Below are 16,822 nucleotides of genomic sequence, written 5' to 3' on the forward strand. Positions count from 1 at the left end.
TTATATCCCTTTCTCCCCCCCCCCCACCAACCCCCGGCCGGGCGCACCACCACCACGCCGCGCCCAGAAGCAGCGTCCCCGGGACGATTTCGGCCGATCCGGATTCCCGCGCCGTTCGACTTCGAGCTGGACCTCGCCCGGCTGGTTCCCTACCGGAACTGAACCGCACCGTCGGCGGTGCCGTGGGCGAAGCCGATGAAGGCCGCCCAGGCCTCGGCCGTGAAGGTGAGCTGGGGGCCGCTCTTGTCCTTGGAATCGCGGACATGGACGGTGCCCGGGTTATGGGCGACCTCTACGCAGTTGCCGCCCTCGGTGCCACTGTGGCTGGACTTGAACCAGGCCGGTTCGGTGCTCATAGTTCCTCCGCGAGCTTGCCGATGTACTCGGCCGAGGCCTCGGGAGTGAGGGCTCGTTGAAGCAGCCTTGCATGGCGCTGAGTCAGGATACTGACTCGTTTGGGATCGGCATGGAACCGGCCTGTTCCCTGCCCTTCCTCGTAAGCCAGCCGTTGGTGCTCGGCATCTTCGAGGAGGATGAACGGGCCGTTGAGGCCCGGGTGCGCGCCCGATCCGGGGACCACCTGGACATGGATATGGCGTGCCGTGCCAACGGTCAGGAAATGCCGGAGCTGACGTTTGTGGGCGTCTTGTGTGGTGAGCGGATTGTGGATCACGGATTCGCCGATGAGAAAGTTGAACGACTTGGTCTGGGTCTTCAACAGGGCCTGCCGTGCGAGCCTCGCGACGACGCGCTCCTCGATGGTCTCGTCATCGCTCGGCGGCCAGTTCGCACTGAGGATCGCTCGTGCGGTTTCCTCCGTCTGCAGAAGACCTGGGACGAGCAGTGTCTCGTACCAATGGATGACGACAGCCTCGGCCTCGTATCGCAGGTAGTCCTCGGCGGAGTGCGATTGCCCTTCCGGCTTCAGGTAGGCCGTTCCCGCCGCCAGAATCCCCCTCGCGTCGCACATGTCGTCCGCCACCTGCAACAGGTGCACGGACGGCTTCCGCCGCCCCGCCTCCATCGACCGTAGGCTCTCGATGCTGTACCCGGCCTCGGTCGCCAGGTTCTCGCGGCTGACGCCGGCACGCGTTCGCCAGAGCTTGATCTGGTTGCCGCAGTACTTCCACGACATCGGCGGCGATGCGGCGGACGAGGACGCTGTCATTGGGTACCCCCAGGCCAATCGGTGTGGGTTCCCGACGCTAGACGCCCGACGGCCTGGAGGTATGTGATCAGCCCGAAACCATCCCCCCGGGTGACCCCAGCAGGTTTGCCAGCCCGTCCGCCAGGCCGCCGCGCCAGCAGGCGTAGTCGTGGCCGCCGTTGAACTCGCGGTAGGCGAGGTCGTAGCCGCGGGCGGTGAGTACGTCGCGCAGGTGGCGGTTCTGGGCGAGGAGCATCCACTCCTGCAGACCGACCTCGATCCAGAACCGGGCCGGGCGGCGCTCCTCGGCGGCGAAGCGGCGGGTCAGCCACTCGCTGCCCGCGTCGAACTCGGTCTCGTCGGGCCACCAGAAGGAGCCGGACTGGGACAGCGCGTTGCCGAAGCGGTCCGGGCGCTGGTAGGCCGCGTAGGCGGCGGTGAGGCCGCCCGCGCTCTGGCCGGCGATCACGGTGGTAGCAGGATCGGTCGTCGCGCCGAACTCCGCCCCGGCCCACGGCAGCAGACGGTCGGCGAGGAGGTCGACGAAGGCCGGGTTGCAGCTCAGGTCGTCCGGCCGCTGCGGCCCCATGGTGTGCACCAGCAGCGCGACGGTCGGCGGGATCGCACCGTCCGCCGTCAGGTTGTCGAGGGTGTCGCCGACGGACAGCACCTCGCCCCACATCTCGCCGTCCAGCAGTACCGCGACCGGGTACGGCCCGCCGTCCGCGCGGTGCCCGGCCGGGAGGTGGACGTCCACCCGCCGTCCGGCCGCCGTGCGGGCGAGCGTCCGCCCGCGTGGCGCCCCGTCGCGCCGCGCCACGTACGGCTGCGCGGGCGCGTCGGGCAGGCTGAGCACCGAGGAGGGGTGCCGGCCGTCGCGGGCGGGCAGCCGGGGCTCGGTGTCGTACGGGTCGGGCCGGGCGTGGTCCAGGACGCGCAGCCAGTCGGGGCGCGCGGTGCCGGGGGCCTCGCCGTGGAACGGGTACAGCTGGTAGGAGGCGCGGTGGTCCGCGCGCAGCCGGTAGGTGATCGCCCAGGTCCCGTCCTCCCGGCGGTCCATCAGGTGGGGCGTCAGGTCCCCGGCGTGGCGGTCCTTGTCGGTGACGGTGTGCAGCAGCGCGAGCACGCCGTCGCAGTCCCCGTCCGGGTGGGTGAAGGTGACCAGGCGGTAGGCGGGGTCGTCGGGGTCGGGGGCGACGAGCGGGGTTTCCACAGCAGTGACTCCAAGTGGCTTAGGCGGGGCTGCCCTTGCGGCCGAGCAGCACCCAGAGCAGGAAGGGGCCGCCGAGGACGGTGGTGACGATGCCGACGGGGATCTCCACCCCGGTGAACAGCACGCGTCCCAGCGTGTCGGCGAGCACGACGAGCAGCGCGCCGGTCAGCGCGGAGCCGAGCACCGGCACCCGCGCCGGCCCGGCCAGCCGCCCGGCGATCACCGGTGCGGCCAGGGCCACGAAACCGACCGGCCCGCAGACGCCGACCGCCAGCCCGGCCAGTGCGACGGCCAGCAGCAGGCAGGCCAGCCGGACCCGGCCCGGGTCGACGCCGAGCGCGGAGGCGACGCTGTCGTCGAAGCGCAGCACCGCCAGCCGCCGGGCCACCACGAGGGCGAGCGGCACCAGCACCGCCAGCCCGATCAGCACGGGCGTGGCGACGGCGAGGTCCCGCCCGTTGAGGCTGCCGTTGGTCCAGATGTACAGCGAACTGGCCGAGTTGAGCGAGCGCCGGGCCATCGCGACCTGGATGACGGCCGAGGCGAGCGCCGACATGGCGAGCCCGACCACCAGCACCCGGTAGCCGCGCGCGCCGAGCCCGCCGGAGGCCAGGGTGACGACCAGGACGGCGACCAGCGCGCCGAGCGGTCCGGCCCACCAGGCGCCGAAGGTGCCCGCGGCGCTGGCGGAGATCAGCACGGCGGCCGTCGCGCCGTCGTTGACGCCGAGGAGTTCGGGGGTGGCCAGGCGGTTGCGGGCGAGGGTCTGGGTCAGGCAGCCGGCCAGGCCGAGGGCGGCGCCGGCGGCGAGTCCGGCGACGATCCGGCCGAGCCGGAACTTCTGCACCAGCAGCACGTCCAGCCGGTCGCCGTAGCCGAACACGGCCTGGAAGGTGCGGGCGAGGCCGAGTTCGCTCTGCCCGGCGTGCGCCGAGACCACCACGGCGGCCAGCAGCGCGGCGGCCAGGCCGAGCGAGGCCAGCAGCGCCCGGCGCGGCAGCAGCAGCGACCAGGTGCCGTACCGCAGCGTCAAGTCCGGCTTGGGCGGGGCGGGTTCGCCCCGTCGCGGGGGCGGTGCGGACTCGGCCGGGTCGGCCATGGCCAGCGCGGCGGAGCGCCGGGAGCGGACGATGGCGATCAGCGCCGGGGCGCCGATCAGCGCGACGATCACGGACACCGGCGCCTCGAAGGGCCGGGCCACCACCCGGGCGAGCACGTCCGAGCCGGTCAGCACGGCGGCGCCGAACAGCGCGGCGAGCAGGGTGAGTCGGCCGACCCGGGGGCCGGCCACGGTGCGGGCGAGGAAGCCGGAGAGCAGCCCGAGGAAAGCGACCGGCCCGGCCAGCGCGACGGCCGAGGCGGTCAGCAGGGTGACGGCGACGGCGACGGCGGCCCGGGTGGCGCCGGGCCGGTGGCCGAGGCCGCGGGCGAGGTCGTCGCCGAGCGCGAGCGCGGTCAGCGGCCGGGTGGTGAGGGCGGCGAGCAGGAACCCGGCGCCGAGCACCGGGGCGAGCTGGCGCAGCGTCGTCCAGCCCTCCACCCCGGCCAGCGAGCCGAGCACCCAGACCCGGTACCGCTCGTACGCCTCGGGGGAGTTGACGATCAGCACGTCGGTCAGCCCGCGGAAGATCGCGGCGACGGCGGAGCCGGCCAGCACCAGCCGCATCGGTGAGCCGCCGCCCCGGGTGCTGGCGACCAGCAGCACCACGGTGCTGGCGAGCACCGCGCCGCCGAAGGCGAAGGCGAGGTAGCCGAAGGAGGTCTGCACGCCGAGCACCGCGATGCCGAGCACGACGCCGAGCGAGGCGCCGGCGTTGACGCCGAGCAGGCCGGTCTCGGCCAGCGGGTTGCGGGTGACGGACTGCAACTGCGCGCCGGCGACGCCGAGCGCGGCGCCGACGAGCAGGGCGGTGAGGGTGCGCGGCAGTCGCAGGTCGCCGACGACCAGGGCGAGCCGGCCGTCGGCGCGGGCACCGTCGCGGTTCAGCAGGTAGTCCAGCACCCGCCCGGGACCGACCTCGCCGGCGCCGACCGACAGCGAGAGCGCGGCCAGGGCGAGCAGCAGCATCACGGCCGCCGTGACGGCCGGCCAGGTGGGGCGGGCGCCCTCGGCCCGGGGGCCCCGTCGGCCCGGGGGCGGCGCGTCCGGCGCGGTGGCGGGGGGCGCCTTGTGGACGCCGGCTTGCGACAATGTCATAAGGTAAGGCTAACCTAATGGCCGAGCCCGTCCGTGGGGCACCCCCGCTCCGTCGATCCGTCCGGACGTCGCTCAACTCCCGTACCACCGTTGCCCGGAGGCACCCATGCCGTTCGCCCGTCGCCCGCTCAGCCCCGTCCGCCGCCGTGCGGCCCAGGCGCTGGCCGTCACCGGGGCGGCCGCGCTCCTGCTCACCGGCTGCGGTTCCTCGGGCTCCTCGTCCTCGGGTTCGTCCACGGCCGTCTCCCCGGTGGCGGACGCGGCGGGCGGCGGCGACGGCGGCAAGCGGACCGTCAAGGACGCCACCGGCAAGGCCGTCGAGGTCCCCGCCGAGCCCAAGCGGATCGTCACCCTCACCCAGGAGGACCTGGACGCGGTGCTCGCCCTGGGCGTCAAGCCGGTCGGCATCACCAACGGCCAGGGGCTGGCCGAGCCGCCGGCCTACCTCAAGGACAAGGTGCAGGGCGTCCCGGTGGTCGGGAACCTGCTGCAGCCCGTGATGGACAAGGTGATCGCCGCCAAGCCGGACCTGATCCTGGCCGGCGACATGCAGGACGAGCAGGTGCTCAAGCAGCTGCGCGAGATCACCCCCTCCACGCTGGTCACCATGGCGCCCACCGACGACTGGAAGCTCGCTTTCCGGGGCATCGGCAACGCCGTCAACAAGCTCGACCAGGCCAACAAGGTGATCGGCGACTACGAGGCCAAGGCCGCCAAGGCGGGCGGCGAGCTCACCAAGAACAAGGGCGCCGCCGTCTCCATCGTGCGCTGGAACCCCACCGGCCCGAGCTGGATGGAGAAGAAGCAGTTCGCCAGTGGCGTCGCCCTGGACATGGGCCTGACCCGCCCGGCCGCGCAGGACAAGGACGGCAACGCGCACAGCCCGGCGCTCAGCCTGGAGAAGCTCAACGAGATCGACGGCGACTGGCTGTTCCTGTCCACCCTCACCGACGACGGCAAGGCCGCGCTCAAGGACGTCCAGTCCAAGCCCGCCTACCAGGACCTGGGTGCGGTGAAGAACAACCGCACCGTCACGGTGGACGGTTCGGTCTGGTCCACCCGGGGCGGCCCGCTCGCCGCGGACGTCGTCATCGGCGACTTCGCCAAGGCGCTCGGCGGCAACTGAGCGCGCGCCGACGAGGGGGAGCTGCCATGGAGTTGACGATCCAGGGACTCAGCGCCGGCTACGGGCCGGGGCGCCCGGTGCTCGGCGGCGTCGACCTCACCGTCCCGGCCGGGCAGGTGGTGGCCGTGGTCGGCCCGAACGGCTGCGGGAAGTCCACCCTGCTGCGGTCCGTCGCGCGGCTGCACCGGCCGGACGGCGGGCGGGTCCTGGTCGGCGGCGAGGACGTGTGGCGGCTGCGCCCGCGCCAGGCCGCCCACCGGGTCGCGCTGCTGCCGCAGAGCCCGCAGGCCCCGGAGGCGGTCACCGTCGCCGGACTGGTCCGCTACGGCCGGCACCCGCACCAGGGGCTGTTCCGCCAGTGGTCGGCGGAGGACGAGCGGCTGACCGCCGGGGCCCTGCGCGCCACCGGTGTGGAGGACCTCGCCGACCGCCGGCTGGACCGGCTCTCCGGCGGCCAGCGCCAGCGCTGCTGGCTGGCCATGGTGCTCGCCCAGGACACCCCGGTGGTGCTGCTCGACGAGCCGACCAGCGCGCTCGACCTCGGGCACGCGGTGGAGGTGCTGGAGCTGGTCCGCCGGGTCGCGGCGGGCGGGCGGACGGTGGTCATGGTGCTGCACGACCTCGCGGCGGCGGCCCGCTACGCGGACCTGCTGGTCGCGCTGCGGGACGGTGCGGTGGTGGCCTGCGGGCCGCCGCGCGAGGTGGTGGACGCGCCGCTGGTGCGGGCGCTGTACGACATCGACAGCCATGTGCTGGCGGCGCCGGGGGACGGGGCTCCGGTGATCGTGCCCCGGGCTCCGTTGGGCTGACGGGGCGGCTGCTGCCGGGCAGCCGCCCCGTTCTTTCCTCTCTTCGATCACTCGTTCGAGTGGTTTGAACTCTGCATGTCAGGGCCGGTCTTGACCCCGCCCGTCGCGTTGTCAGTGGGCCTCGCTACGTTCCTCGCATCGCTGGTCAGCAGGCGATCGACAGGTGTTCCCTGGTGGGAGGAGTACGGCCGTGGCATGGGTGGAGACGGGCGCGGGAGGGTACCGCGTCGCGCTCGACGGGGAGGGCAGGGTGGTGTGCCGCAACGCGGCGGGCCGCGACCTCAAGTCCGTACCGTCGAAGCTCGGTGACGACCCGGTGGTCACCCAGCTCAAGCAGCTCGCCGAGTGGCTGGCCACGCACGAGCGCGGCTGCCTGGAGGACGTCGAGCGCTGGATGGTCCGCTCGCTGCCGGTGCCCGCCGCCGTGCTCACCGCCGTGTGGCCGGACGAGGCCTGGCAGGGCGTCCTGAAGGACCTCGTGGTCACCGCTATGGACGGCTCCGTCGCCGGCTTCCTGCGCGGCGCCGACGCCGAGCGCGGCCTCGGCCTGGTCGACCTCGACGGCGACACCGTGCGCCTCACCGACGGCGAGGTCCTGATACCGCACCCCGTCCTGCTCCAGGACCTCGACGAGCTGCGGGAGTTCGCCGTCGAACTCGGCGTCTCCCAGCGCGTCCAGCAGCTCTATCGCGAGGTCTGGCACCGGCCCGCGGAGGTGCCGTCCGGCACCGAGGTCACCACCTACGCCGGCGGCCGCTACCGCGAGCTGCGCGAGCTGGTCGGGCGCTGCACCCGGCTCGGCTGCCGGGTCCGCGGCGGCTCCGCCGTCCAGCCGGTCACCGAGGGCGGGCGCACCGTCGAGGCCCGGGTCTGGGTCGGCGACTACTACGAGTACGACGCCTGCGAGACGGGCGCGCTCAGCTGGGCCGGCCCCGACGGCCGCGCCCTGCCGCTCACCGAGGTCGGACCGGTCGCCTGGTCCGAGGGCATGCGGATGGCCGCCGCCCTGTACGCCGGCCGCACGATCCAGGGGGAGGACGCCGCATGACCGCCACCACGAACCCGACCGCCACCACGACCTCGACCGCCGTCACGCCCGAGGAGCTGCTCGACGCCGGAGCCGTGCTCCCGCCCGGCACCCTGGCCGACGCCGGCCGCCCCGACAGCGCGGCCGACGTCCTCACCGCCCGCGGCTACACCCACCCCGCGCTGGACGGCCGCCGGATCGTCCGGCTCGTCCCCGGCGCGCTCGGCCCGGCCGAGGACCTCGCCCTCGACTTCCTCGGCCTGGCGCCGGAGCCCGCGCCGGCCGTGGTCGGCCAGGTCCGGCAGGAGGCCCTCGGCTTCCCCGCCTGGGCGCTGGTCCACGACCCGGCCAACGGCCACCACGCGCTCGCCCTGGTCAAGGAGATGGAGCGGCTCGCCCGCCAGGCCACCTCCAAGCCCGGCGCCGCCAAGGACGGCTTCGACGAGCTCGCCACCCGCCTCGGCCGGGCCGTCCCGCACTTCCTGCCCACCTTCTGCGAGGAGGTCGGCCGGATCTTCCTCGGCCACGGCAACCAGACCTACGCCGCCGCCTGGTTCGGCAAGGCCCGCGAGGCCGAGTGCACCCACGGCCTGACGGTGGACGAGGAGCGGCTGCGCGCCGTCTTCCTGGAGTTCGCGCTGGCCGGCGCGCTCACCGTCAAGTCGCTGCGCCAGTACGTCAAGGAGCTCGCCCAGCGGCTCGACCCGCTGACCGCCTGGCAGCGCTTCCGCCAGCTGTGCACCGAGCGATCCGCGGCCGGCATGGCCCCGTACGCCGGGGTCGCCGAGGACGCCCGCGCCCTGATCAGGGCCGCCGGGCTGGACCGCGCCGAGCACGAACGGGCGCTGCTCGCCGAACTGCTGGACTCGCCGGCGGTCAACCGGGCACCCGCCGCGTTCTGGAAGTCCTGGCACGGCGTGCTGGTCGAGCTCGGCCGGAGCGACGCCGCCGTGCGCGCCCGGCTGCTGGAGCTGCTGCCCGACCCGGCCTCCGCCGACCCGGTCCCGCACGACACCGCCTGGCTGGCGGTCCTCACCGAGACCGGCGCCGAGGAGCTGCTCACCGGCCCCCGCGCCGAGGGCGCCGAGCCCGCCGCCGCCTGGCTCCAGCGCTGGTGCCACCACCACGGCCGCGGCTGGCGCAGCCGGCGGCCCAGCTGCCCGGACACCCTCGCACTGGCCGGCCGGATGGTCGAGCGGCTGAAGGCCGACGCCGTCCCGGTGGACCTCCACACCGGCATCCGCGCCAGCCGGACCAGGATCGACCTGCTGGAGCTCCTGCTGACCGCGGGCGTGCCGGTGGCCGACCCGCCGGAGGGCCTCGGCTTCGAGCTGCAGGACTGGGTCGCGCAGTGCGGCCCCGACAGCCCCGCCCTCACCGCCGTCGGCGCCGACGAGCGCTACCGGCCGCTGCTGCGCCGCGCCACCCCGGCCGCCTGGGCGACGGCCGCCCAGCGCGAGGTGCCCGCCCTGCCGCTGCTGAACGAACTGTTCGCCGAGTGGGCCGAGGAACGCGCCGAGGAGCTGTTCGCCGCCCGCGGCCTGTCCGGCGTCACCGACCTGGTCCGCTCGTTCGGCCAGCACCGCACCGCCGTCCGGACGGTCGCCCCGGCCGTCGCCGAGCGGGTCGCCGCCCTCGACGTCGCCGCGCTGCTCACCGACGCCCTCCGGGCCGGCATCCTGGACGAACTCGGCTGGCCCGCGCTGGAGGAGGCGCTCGGCAAGCTCGCCGACCCGCCCGCGGACGACGCCCCGCGGCACCCCGTCCCCAGCCTGGGCGGCGCCGGCCTGAACGGCCTGATCATCGAGGACGCCTGGCCGCACCTGATCCTCGCCCGCCTCGACCGGGCCGTCGTGGTCGGCCCGGAGGGCATCGTGCTGGAGCACACCCTGCGCGTGCCCGAGCCGCAGCACCAGCGCAACCGGCCCAGGCTGCGCCTGGTCGACGGCGAGCTGCTGGTCGTCTGGAGCCAGGACGGCAGGCAGCTCGCGTACTGGTCCAGCCGCCCGGACGAGCAGTTCGAGCTGACGGGCGAGACCATCGCCGGCTACTACTACCGCGACCGGGACCCCGAGGCGCCGTCCCTCCAGCTGCCCGGCGGCGGCCGCACCACCGGCGAGCGCCCGCTGCACGCCGGCGACACCCGGATGCCCGAGGAGTACCGCGTCCTCGGCGACGGCACCGGCTACTGGACGGCGCGCCGCACCTCCGGCGGCGAGGCCGTACTGCGTGAACTCGACCCGGCCACCGGCACCCTGGGCCGCACCGCCGAACCGCCGGTGATCGCCGCCACCGCCGCGGCCGGCCGGCTCGTCCAGCGCAGCACCTGGCTGCTGCCGCTCCAGCCCGGCCTGGAGGGGACGCCGCTGGGCACCGACGGCACCGTGCTCGGCAACTGGGTCCGGGTCGAGCCCGGCAAGGCCGTCACCACCTTCACCGCCGACGGCGGGCGGATCGTGCTGCCGGCGGCCGCGCAGCGGACGGGCTCCTTCCCGGTCGGCCGGCTCGCCCTGCCCGGCGCCGCCGCCCCGGTGGTCAGCCACACCGCCGACGACCACTTCTCGCTCAACCTGCCCGACCTGGCCGGCGGCGCCGACCGCACGGTCGACCTGCGTCCCTGCCGCTCCGGCGAACTCTCCGCCGCCGGCACCCCGCTCGTCCCGCCGTACCCGCACTGGCACGCCCTGCGCCCGCGCGACGAGGCGGGCTCGAAGGTGCTGCGCACCGTCACCGCCGAGCAGGCGGCCCGGCTGATCGACGCCGCCTGGCCGACCGACACCGAGCCGGTCCCCGAGGACGAGCAGTGCTGGCTGACGGTCCAGGGCGTGCGCCGGCCGCTCGCCCGGCGCAGCCCGCGCACCCTGCCCGTCGAGGAGGTCGGCGCGATCCTGCCCGGCATCGCGCACCCGCGGCTGCTCGCCGGTGTCGCCGGGCTCGCCCGTCTTGCCGCCGACCTGCTGGACCGGGTCGCGCGGTTCGCCCCCCAGCCGGAGGCCGAGCGCCCGAGCAAGCAGCAGAACACCGAGTGGCAGCCCGAGCACGGGCGCGACCACGAACTGCGCGACGCCGTGCGCGCGGTGCTGCCCGAGCTCGGCGGCTTCGGCAACAACTGGGGCTCCGGCGGCCACTGGTGGGTGCTCAACAACCTGCGCGCCGTCACCGGTGTGCTGGCCGCCCCGCCCGTCGCGGACGGCGAGGGCTGGAGCAGCCCCGCCGAGGTCGCCCTGCGCGGCGACGACGGCCACCACGGCTGGCTGCACCTGCTCGGCCGGGTCCACGCACTGGTCCACGCGGTGGCCTCGCCGTTCACCGAGACGGCCCACCGTTCCTCGCTGGTCCTGCTGCTCGGCGAGCTGACCAGGGGCCCGCTGGCCGACCGCGGCGCCACCCTGCGCGAGGTCGTCCTCGCCGAGCAGGCCCCGGAGGCCGTGAACGCCACCAGCGGCCGGCCGGTCGCCCAGCGCCAGGGCCAGGTGCTCCGGCACGGCGGGCGCACCGTCGTCATCCTCGGCCACCGGCGGCAGTTCACCGACGGCACCGCGCACTGGCTCGCCGTCGACCACGACCCGAGCGGGGAGTTCGGGCCCGTCGCCCACTTCACCACGGTCGAGGAGCGCGGCACCGAGGAGCTGGTCGACGCCGCCTGGGCCGCCAGGTTCTGCCGGGTCGCCGCGCTGCGCGGGGCCGTCCCGTGCGACCGGGCCGGGGCCGAGGCCTTCAGCGGGCTCACCGGCATCGGAGCCGCCCGCTCCGCCCTGCTGCTCAGCCCGCCGTCCGGCCTGCTGTACTGGGCGGACGTCGCCGTGCCCGCCGAACTCGGCCTCAAGGCAGCCGACTTCAAGGCCGCCCGGGCCTGGCTGCGCCGACACGACCACGACGGCCTCGCCGCCGTCTGGGGCGCCCTGCTGCCCGCCGACCCGAAGACCCTGTGGACCGACGGGCCGGACCTCGCCGCCGGAGCCGAGGAGTGGAACCGGCGCTTCGGGCGGCTCGTCACCCTCCCCGAGGAGGCGCTGGCCACCGTCCAGGGCGTCTCCATCGACACGGTCGAGGCGGTGCTCAACCCCGTCCGCACCCCGTGGCTGACCGGCCGCACCGGCTTCCGGTTCACCGAGGAGGGCGGGGCGGGCCCGCGGCTGCTCCCCGAGGACGCCTCCGCCGTCCCCGACACCGGCGCACTGAGTTCCACCATCGCCGCGCTGCGGTGGCTCGCCTACCACCTGCCCGCCGACAGCCCGCTGCGTCCGCTGCTGCCCACGGCCGCCGACGCGCTGCGCGACCGCCTGGCCGATCCGGAGCTGCTGCTCGACCTCGACCTGATGCGCACCGCCAAGGGCTCCTCGCTCTCCGCCGTCCTGCGCACCCACTTCGGCCTGCCCGCCGAGGGCGGCGCCGACCGGGACGGCCTGGTCCGCTGCGGACCGGCGCTCGTCCTGACGCCGTACCACCAGGAGGCCGAGCGGGTCTGGCTGCGTCCCGCCGCCCTCACCGGACCGGACGACCCGCTGCTCGAACTGCTGGAGGGGCTGGCCAGCAGCTACTGGTTCCCGGTCGAACGGCGGGCCATCGAGTCCGTGCTGCGCGGCGAGCCGCAGCGGCTGGCCGCCTCCGCCGCCGCGGTGCCGGCCGTCGGCGAGGGCCCGGCCTGGCTGCAGAACCCGCAGCTGTCCGTCCCCGAGCTGGTTGCCGAGGTGTCCTGCACCCACGGCCTGGGGGAGGACGCGACCGCGCTCTACCTCCAGCTGCTCGCCCTGCCCGACCCGACCGACCGCAACGCCGCCCGCTGGACGGGCTGGAAGCCCGCCCGGCTGAAGAAGGCCCGCGCCGAACTCGCCGCCACCGACCTGGTGCTGGAGGCCAAGCGCGCCCGGGCCGGCCGCAGCCTCTTCCTGCCCGGCGGCTGGCAGGAGGCCAAGGCGCCCGCCCTGCCGGCCGAGACCTGGAAGGCCGCCCTGTACGAACTGCCCACCCACCGGCCCGCGCTGGTCCCGGTGCCCGTCCCCGAGCTGTTCGCCCGGGCCTGGCAGCGGACCGTCGACGGCGACACCCCCGGTTACGAAGAGCTCCAGACCAGCAAGCGCAGGAAGGCCCGCCGATGACCGCCACCGAGACCACCACCGGCGCGACCGCCGCCGTCGCCGCCGCGGACCGGCAGACCGTCCCGCCCGAGGAGAAGTACGCCGCCGAACTGGAGTTCCTGGCCGCCCACGACAGCGGCCCGCGCCCGCCCGGCTGGCGCCTGACCCCGCGCGCCGTGGTCACCTTCGTGATGGGCAGCGGCGGCGAGAAGCTCAAGGCCGGGCGCAAGGGCCTGGTCATCGAGCCCAAGTTCGTCGGCGAGCGCGCCCTGGTCGAGCGCTGCGTCGTCACCCTCGCCGGGGAGCGCGGCCTGCTGCTCGTCGGCGAGCCCGGCACCGCCAAGTCCATGCTCTCCGAGCTGCTCGCCGCCGCCGTCTGCGGCACCAGCGCGCTCACCGTCCAGGGCACCGCCGGCACCACCGAGGACCAGCTCAAGTACGGCTGGAACTACGCCCTGCTGCTGGCCAAGGGGCCCAGCCGCGAGGCCCTCGTCCCCTCGCCGGTGCTCACTGCGATGACCGCCGGCGCGGTCGCCCGGGTCGAGGAGGTCACCCGCTGCCTGCCCGAGGTGCAGGACGCCCTGGTCTCGCTGCTCTCGGAGCGGCGCATCGCCGTCCCGGAGCTGGCCGGCACCCCGGACGGGCAGCTGCACGCCGCGGCCGGCTTCACCCTGATCGCCACCGCCAACCTGCGGGACAAGGGCGTCAGCGAGATGTCCGCGGCGCTCAAGCGGCGGTTCAACTTCGAGACGGTCGGCCCGATCGGCAGCCTCGCCGCCGAGGTCGACCTGGTCCGCCGCCAGTCCACCGCCGCCGTGGCCCGGGCCGGCGCCGCCTACGCGGTGGACGACGCCGTCCTGGAGGCCCTGGTCACCGCCTTCCGGGACCTGCGCACCGGCCGCTCCACCGAAGGCTGGGACGTCGAGCGCCCGTCCACCGTGATGAGCACCGCCGAGGCGGTCTCCGTCGCGACCTCGCTCGGCGTCAGCGCCGCTTACCTGCCCGACGGCGGGGACCTGCTCGGCCGGCTGCCCGGGCAGCTGCTCGGCGTGGTCCGCAAGGACGAGCCGTCCGACGCGGCCCGGCTGCTCGGCTACTGGGACGGCCCGGTCCGCCGCCGCGCCGAACAGGGCGCCGCCACCTGGCGCACCCTGTGGGACCTCCGCTCGGCACTGGAGGCCTGATCCGATGAGCAGCGCGGAGATCCCCCGCCCGGACGATGCGGACCGGGCGGTCCGGGCCGAGGCCGAGCGGCTGGCCGCTTCCGGCGCCGGCCGCCCCGGGCCCCACCTGATCGGGGTGCGCCACCACGCGCCGTCCCTCAGCGCGGTCGTCCCCGCGCTGCTCGACGCGGCCAGGCCGGACGCCGTCCTGGTCGAGCTGCCCGCCGAGTTCCAGCCCTGGCTCGGCTGGCTCGCCGACGAGGCGACCGAGGCCCCGGTCGCCCTCGCGGCGGCGCCGGCCGGGCCCGAGGCGGCGGCCGGGCCCGCCTTCTACCCGTTCGCCGACTTCTCCCCGGAGCTCGCCGCCCTGCGCTGGGCCCGGCGCAACGGGGTGGAGGCCATCGCCTGCGACCTCCCGCTCGCCCACCGCGGCGCCGTCCGGGCCGACGCGCGCCGGCGCCCCGACGGGGGACCGGACGCACCCGGCGTCGCCGACGCGCTGCGCCACCGCCTCACCGGCCGGGACTCCGACGAGGACCTGTGGGACCGCCTGGTCGAGACGGCCGCCCCCGGCTCCACCCCGGAGGCCGTCCGGCGCGCCGCCCTGCTGGTCGGCTGGGCACTGCGCCGGGACGCCGAGACCGGCCCCGGCGTCGACCCGTACGACCTGCGCCGCGAGGCCTGGATGCGGGCCCGCATCCAGGCAGCCTCGGCCGGCGGGCGCCGGGTCACCGCCGTGGTCGGCGCCTTCCACGCCTCCGCCCTGCTGGACGGCCCCCTCGCCAGCGAGCAGCCGCCGCAGCCGGACGACGCCGGGCACGTCCTGTCCCTCATCCCGTACACCTACCCGCTGCTCGACGCCCGCTCCGGGTACCCGGCGGGCATCCGCGACCCGGAGTGGCAGCACACCGTCCTGGACGCCGGCGGCGATCCCGACCGCCTCGCCGAGGCGCTCACCACCACCGCCGTCCGGATCTGCGCCGCCCTGCGCACCCAGGACCACCCCAGCGGCCCGGCCGACGCCCGCGAGATCGTCCGCCTGGCCGGCGACCTCGCCCGGCTGCGCGGCCACGCCGCCCCCGGCCGCGGGGAACTCGTCGAAGCGGTGCAGACCGTCCTCGCCCAGGGCGAGCCGCTCGGCCGCGGCCGGGCCGTCGCCCGCGCCCACGAACAGGTGCAGGTCGGAACCCGCACCGGCCGCCCCACCCCCGCCGCGCCGCGCAGCGGGCTGGCCCCCGCCGTCGAGACCCTCCTCGGCGACCTCGGCCTCCCCGGCCCCGCCGACCCCGGCCCGCGCGACCTGCGCCTCGACCCGCTGCGCAGCGACCTCGACCGGCGCCGCGAGATCCTGCTGCACCGCCTCATCGCCTGCGAGGTCCCCTACGCGGAACCGGTCGCCACCACCGGCGCCGGCGGCACCGAGACCCTCGGCACCCGCTGGCGCCTGCACTGGACGCCCGCCTCCGCGGCCATGCTCACCGTGGCCAGCACCCGCGGCGTCACCCCCGCCCAGGCCGCCGAAGGCGCCCTGCGGGCCCACCTCACCGACCAGCCGACCCCGCGCGAGATCATCGACGGCCTCACCGCCGCGGCCTCCTGCGCCCTCCCCGCCCTCGCGGAGACCCGCCTCACCCAACTCACCACGGTCCTCCCCACCTCCGCCACCCTGCCCGAGCTCCTCGACGCCCTGGCGCTCGTCGACCGCCTGACCGCGGGCCACTTCCCCGGCTACACCCCGGCGGGAGGGGAGGAGGAGGCCGCCGCGGTGGGCGGCGGCGCCCTGGTGGAAGGAGCAGGGGGCGCTGCGGCCCCAACGGGGGGAGCCGGCGGGCTCGTTGCCTCGGCTTCCGGTGCTTGCGCCCCGGGCTCGGGCGGCACGGTGACGGCTGCCCCGGGTGCTGTCGACAGCCATGCCGGTCGCCGCCTGGCCGCTGAGGGCGAGGAGTCCAACGCCTCGGCTGCGGGCGACGCTAGCGCCGTGGGCAGAGCCGGAGGTGTCGTCGCCGCTGTCACTGCGGCCCCAACGGGAGGAGCTGGCAGGGCATTTGCATCGGCCTCCGGCGCTGCCGTCCCGGCCGGAGCGGTCAGGGTGCTTGCGGAGCCTGCCCCCGGCGGCACCGGACGCGCGGGCGATGCGGGGACGGCCGTCGGACGCAGTGACGGCACCGGAGCGGTCGCGGCGGGTGCGTCGACGGCCGACGGCCCCACCGTCGACCAGGCCGCCGCTCCTCGCGGTGCCGCCCCGGCCCTCGCCGACGGATTGCCCGTCGTCGGCCACCTCGACGGGCGCACCCCCGGCGTCGGCGACGCGGTGCCCGACGGGCCGGTTGCCGACGGCCGCCAGGTCCCGATCGGCGACGCGTCGGCGGACAGCGGTCCCCGCCGACCTTCCGGCCCCACGGGCCGGCCCCTCCTCGCTGCCGGGGAGGTGCTCACCGTGGCCGCCGTGCGGCAGTTGGAGGGGCTGGGCGGGTCGGACGATCCGCAGGACGCGCGGGCGCTGGTGGAGCTGGTGCGACGGGCGGACCGCCTCGGCGGAGTGCGGTTGGCGTACGTGCTGGCCGAACTCGCCGAGCAGGGCAGCCCGTTGGTGCGGGGCGCGGCCGGTGCCGTGCGGGTGCTGCTCGGTCAGGAGCCGGCCGAGGTGCTGGGCGGTCGGGCCGCCTCGTGGGTGGACGGCGCGACCGGTCCGCAGGCGCGGCACGCGCTCGGGCGGGCGCTGGTCGGACTGCTGACGGCCGCGGAGGGGCTGTTCGACTCCGCGCCGCAGGCACTGGAACCGGTGCTGGAGCGGGTCACCTCGCTGCCCGACGACGCCTTCCTGGACCGGCTCCCCGCACTGCGCGGCGGCTTCGACACGCTCAGCCCGGCCGCCCGCGACCGGCTGCTGGCCCTGGTCGAGGAGGGCCTGGGCACCCGGCTCGCCGCCCTGCCCGAGGAGGCCGGCCCCGCCGTGCTCGCCGGCTGGGTGCGCGCGGACCTCGCGGCGCGAGCAGCACCGCCCGGCGTAGCCGGAGGGTGCGGATCTGCACCTCCAGCGCCTCGGCGTGCGCGGCGGCGAC

10 protein-coding genes are annotated in these 16,822 nt (G+C 75.9%); 6 read left to right on the forward strand and 4 right to left on the reverse strand.

Annotation, left to right across the window (positions count from 1 at the left end; translation table 11 throughout):
• Positions 1–149: 149 nt before the first annotated feature.
• The 4 genes from ABZW03_RS21340 to fhuB form a co-directional block, all read right to left on the reverse strand.
• Complete coding sequence (locus ABZW03_RS21340) at positions 150–356, reverse strand: DUF397 domain-containing protein (protein WP_355260390.1); 207 nt, start codon at positions 354–356, stop codon at positions 150–152.
• Positions 353–1,135, reverse strand: coding sequence for a helix-turn-helix transcriptional regulator (locus ABZW03_RS21345; RefSeq protein ID WP_355260393.1), 783 nt, complete (start codon positions 1,133–1,135; stop codon positions 353–355). Before ABZW03_RS21345 ends, ABZW03_RS21340 begins: the two co-directional genes overlap by 4 nt.
• 100 nt (positions 1,136–1,235) lie before the next feature.
• A complete protein-coding gene (gene fes, locus ABZW03_RS21350; RefSeq protein ID WP_355260396.1) occupies positions 1,236–2,360 on the reverse strand; it encodes an enterochelin esterase in 1,125 nt (374 codons plus the stop codon).
• A 19-nt stretch (positions 2,361–2,379) separates the two neighbouring features.
• Positions 2,380–4,557, reverse strand: coding sequence for a Fe(3+)-hydroxamate ABC transporter permease FhuB (fhuB, locus tag ABZW03_RS21355; RefSeq protein ID WP_355260399.1), 2,178 nt, complete (start codon positions 4,555–4,557; stop codon positions 2,380–2,382).
• 106 nt (positions 4,558–4,663) lie between these two features.
• Here fhuB and ABZW03_RS21360 point away from each other — a divergent pair, with 106 nt between their 5' ends.
• From ABZW03_RS21360 to ABZW03_RS21385, 6 genes are all read left to right on the forward strand, one after another.
• Complete coding sequence (locus tag ABZW03_RS21360) at positions 4,664–5,683, forward strand: ABC transporter substrate-binding protein (RefSeq protein WP_355260402.1); 1,020 nt, start codon at positions 4,664–4,666, stop codon at positions 5,681–5,683.
• A 26-nt stretch (positions 5,684–5,709) separates the two neighbouring features.
• Positions 5,710–6,492, forward strand: coding sequence for an ABC transporter ATP-binding protein (locus tag ABZW03_RS21365; protein WP_355260405.1), 783 nt, complete (start codon positions 5,710–5,712; stop codon positions 6,490–6,492).
• A gap of 199 nt (positions 6,493–6,691) precedes the next feature.
• Complete coding sequence (locus ABZW03_RS21370) at positions 6,692–7,540, forward strand: DUF4132 domain-containing protein (protein WP_355260415.1); 849 nt, start codon at positions 6,692–6,694, stop codon at positions 7,538–7,540.
• The gene (locus ABZW03_RS21375) at positions 7,537–12,618 is read left to right on the forward strand and encodes a hypothetical protein (RefSeq protein WP_355260407.1); all 5,082 of its coding nucleotides are present in this window, start codon (positions 7,537–7,539) and stop codon (positions 12,616–12,618) included. The genes ABZW03_RS21370 and ABZW03_RS21375 overlap by 4 nt, the downstream gene beginning before the upstream one ends.
• Positions 12,615–13,781, forward strand: coding sequence for an AAA family ATPase (locus ABZW03_RS21380; protein ID WP_355260410.1), 1,167 nt, complete (start codon positions 12,615–12,617; stop codon positions 13,779–13,781). Before ABZW03_RS21375 ends, ABZW03_RS21380 begins: the two co-directional genes overlap by 4 nt.
• A gap of 4 nt (positions 13,782–13,785) precedes the next feature.
• Positions 13,786–16,822: DUF5682 family protein (locus ABZW03_RS21385; RefSeq protein WP_355260413.1), on the forward strand; the 3,037-nt coding region annotated here is incomplete at its 3' end.

This window comes from Kitasatospora sp. NPDC004799 (genome assembly GCF_040609095.1).
Lineage (GTDB): Bacteria > Actinomycetota > Actinomycetes > Streptomycetales > Streptomycetaceae > Kitasatospora.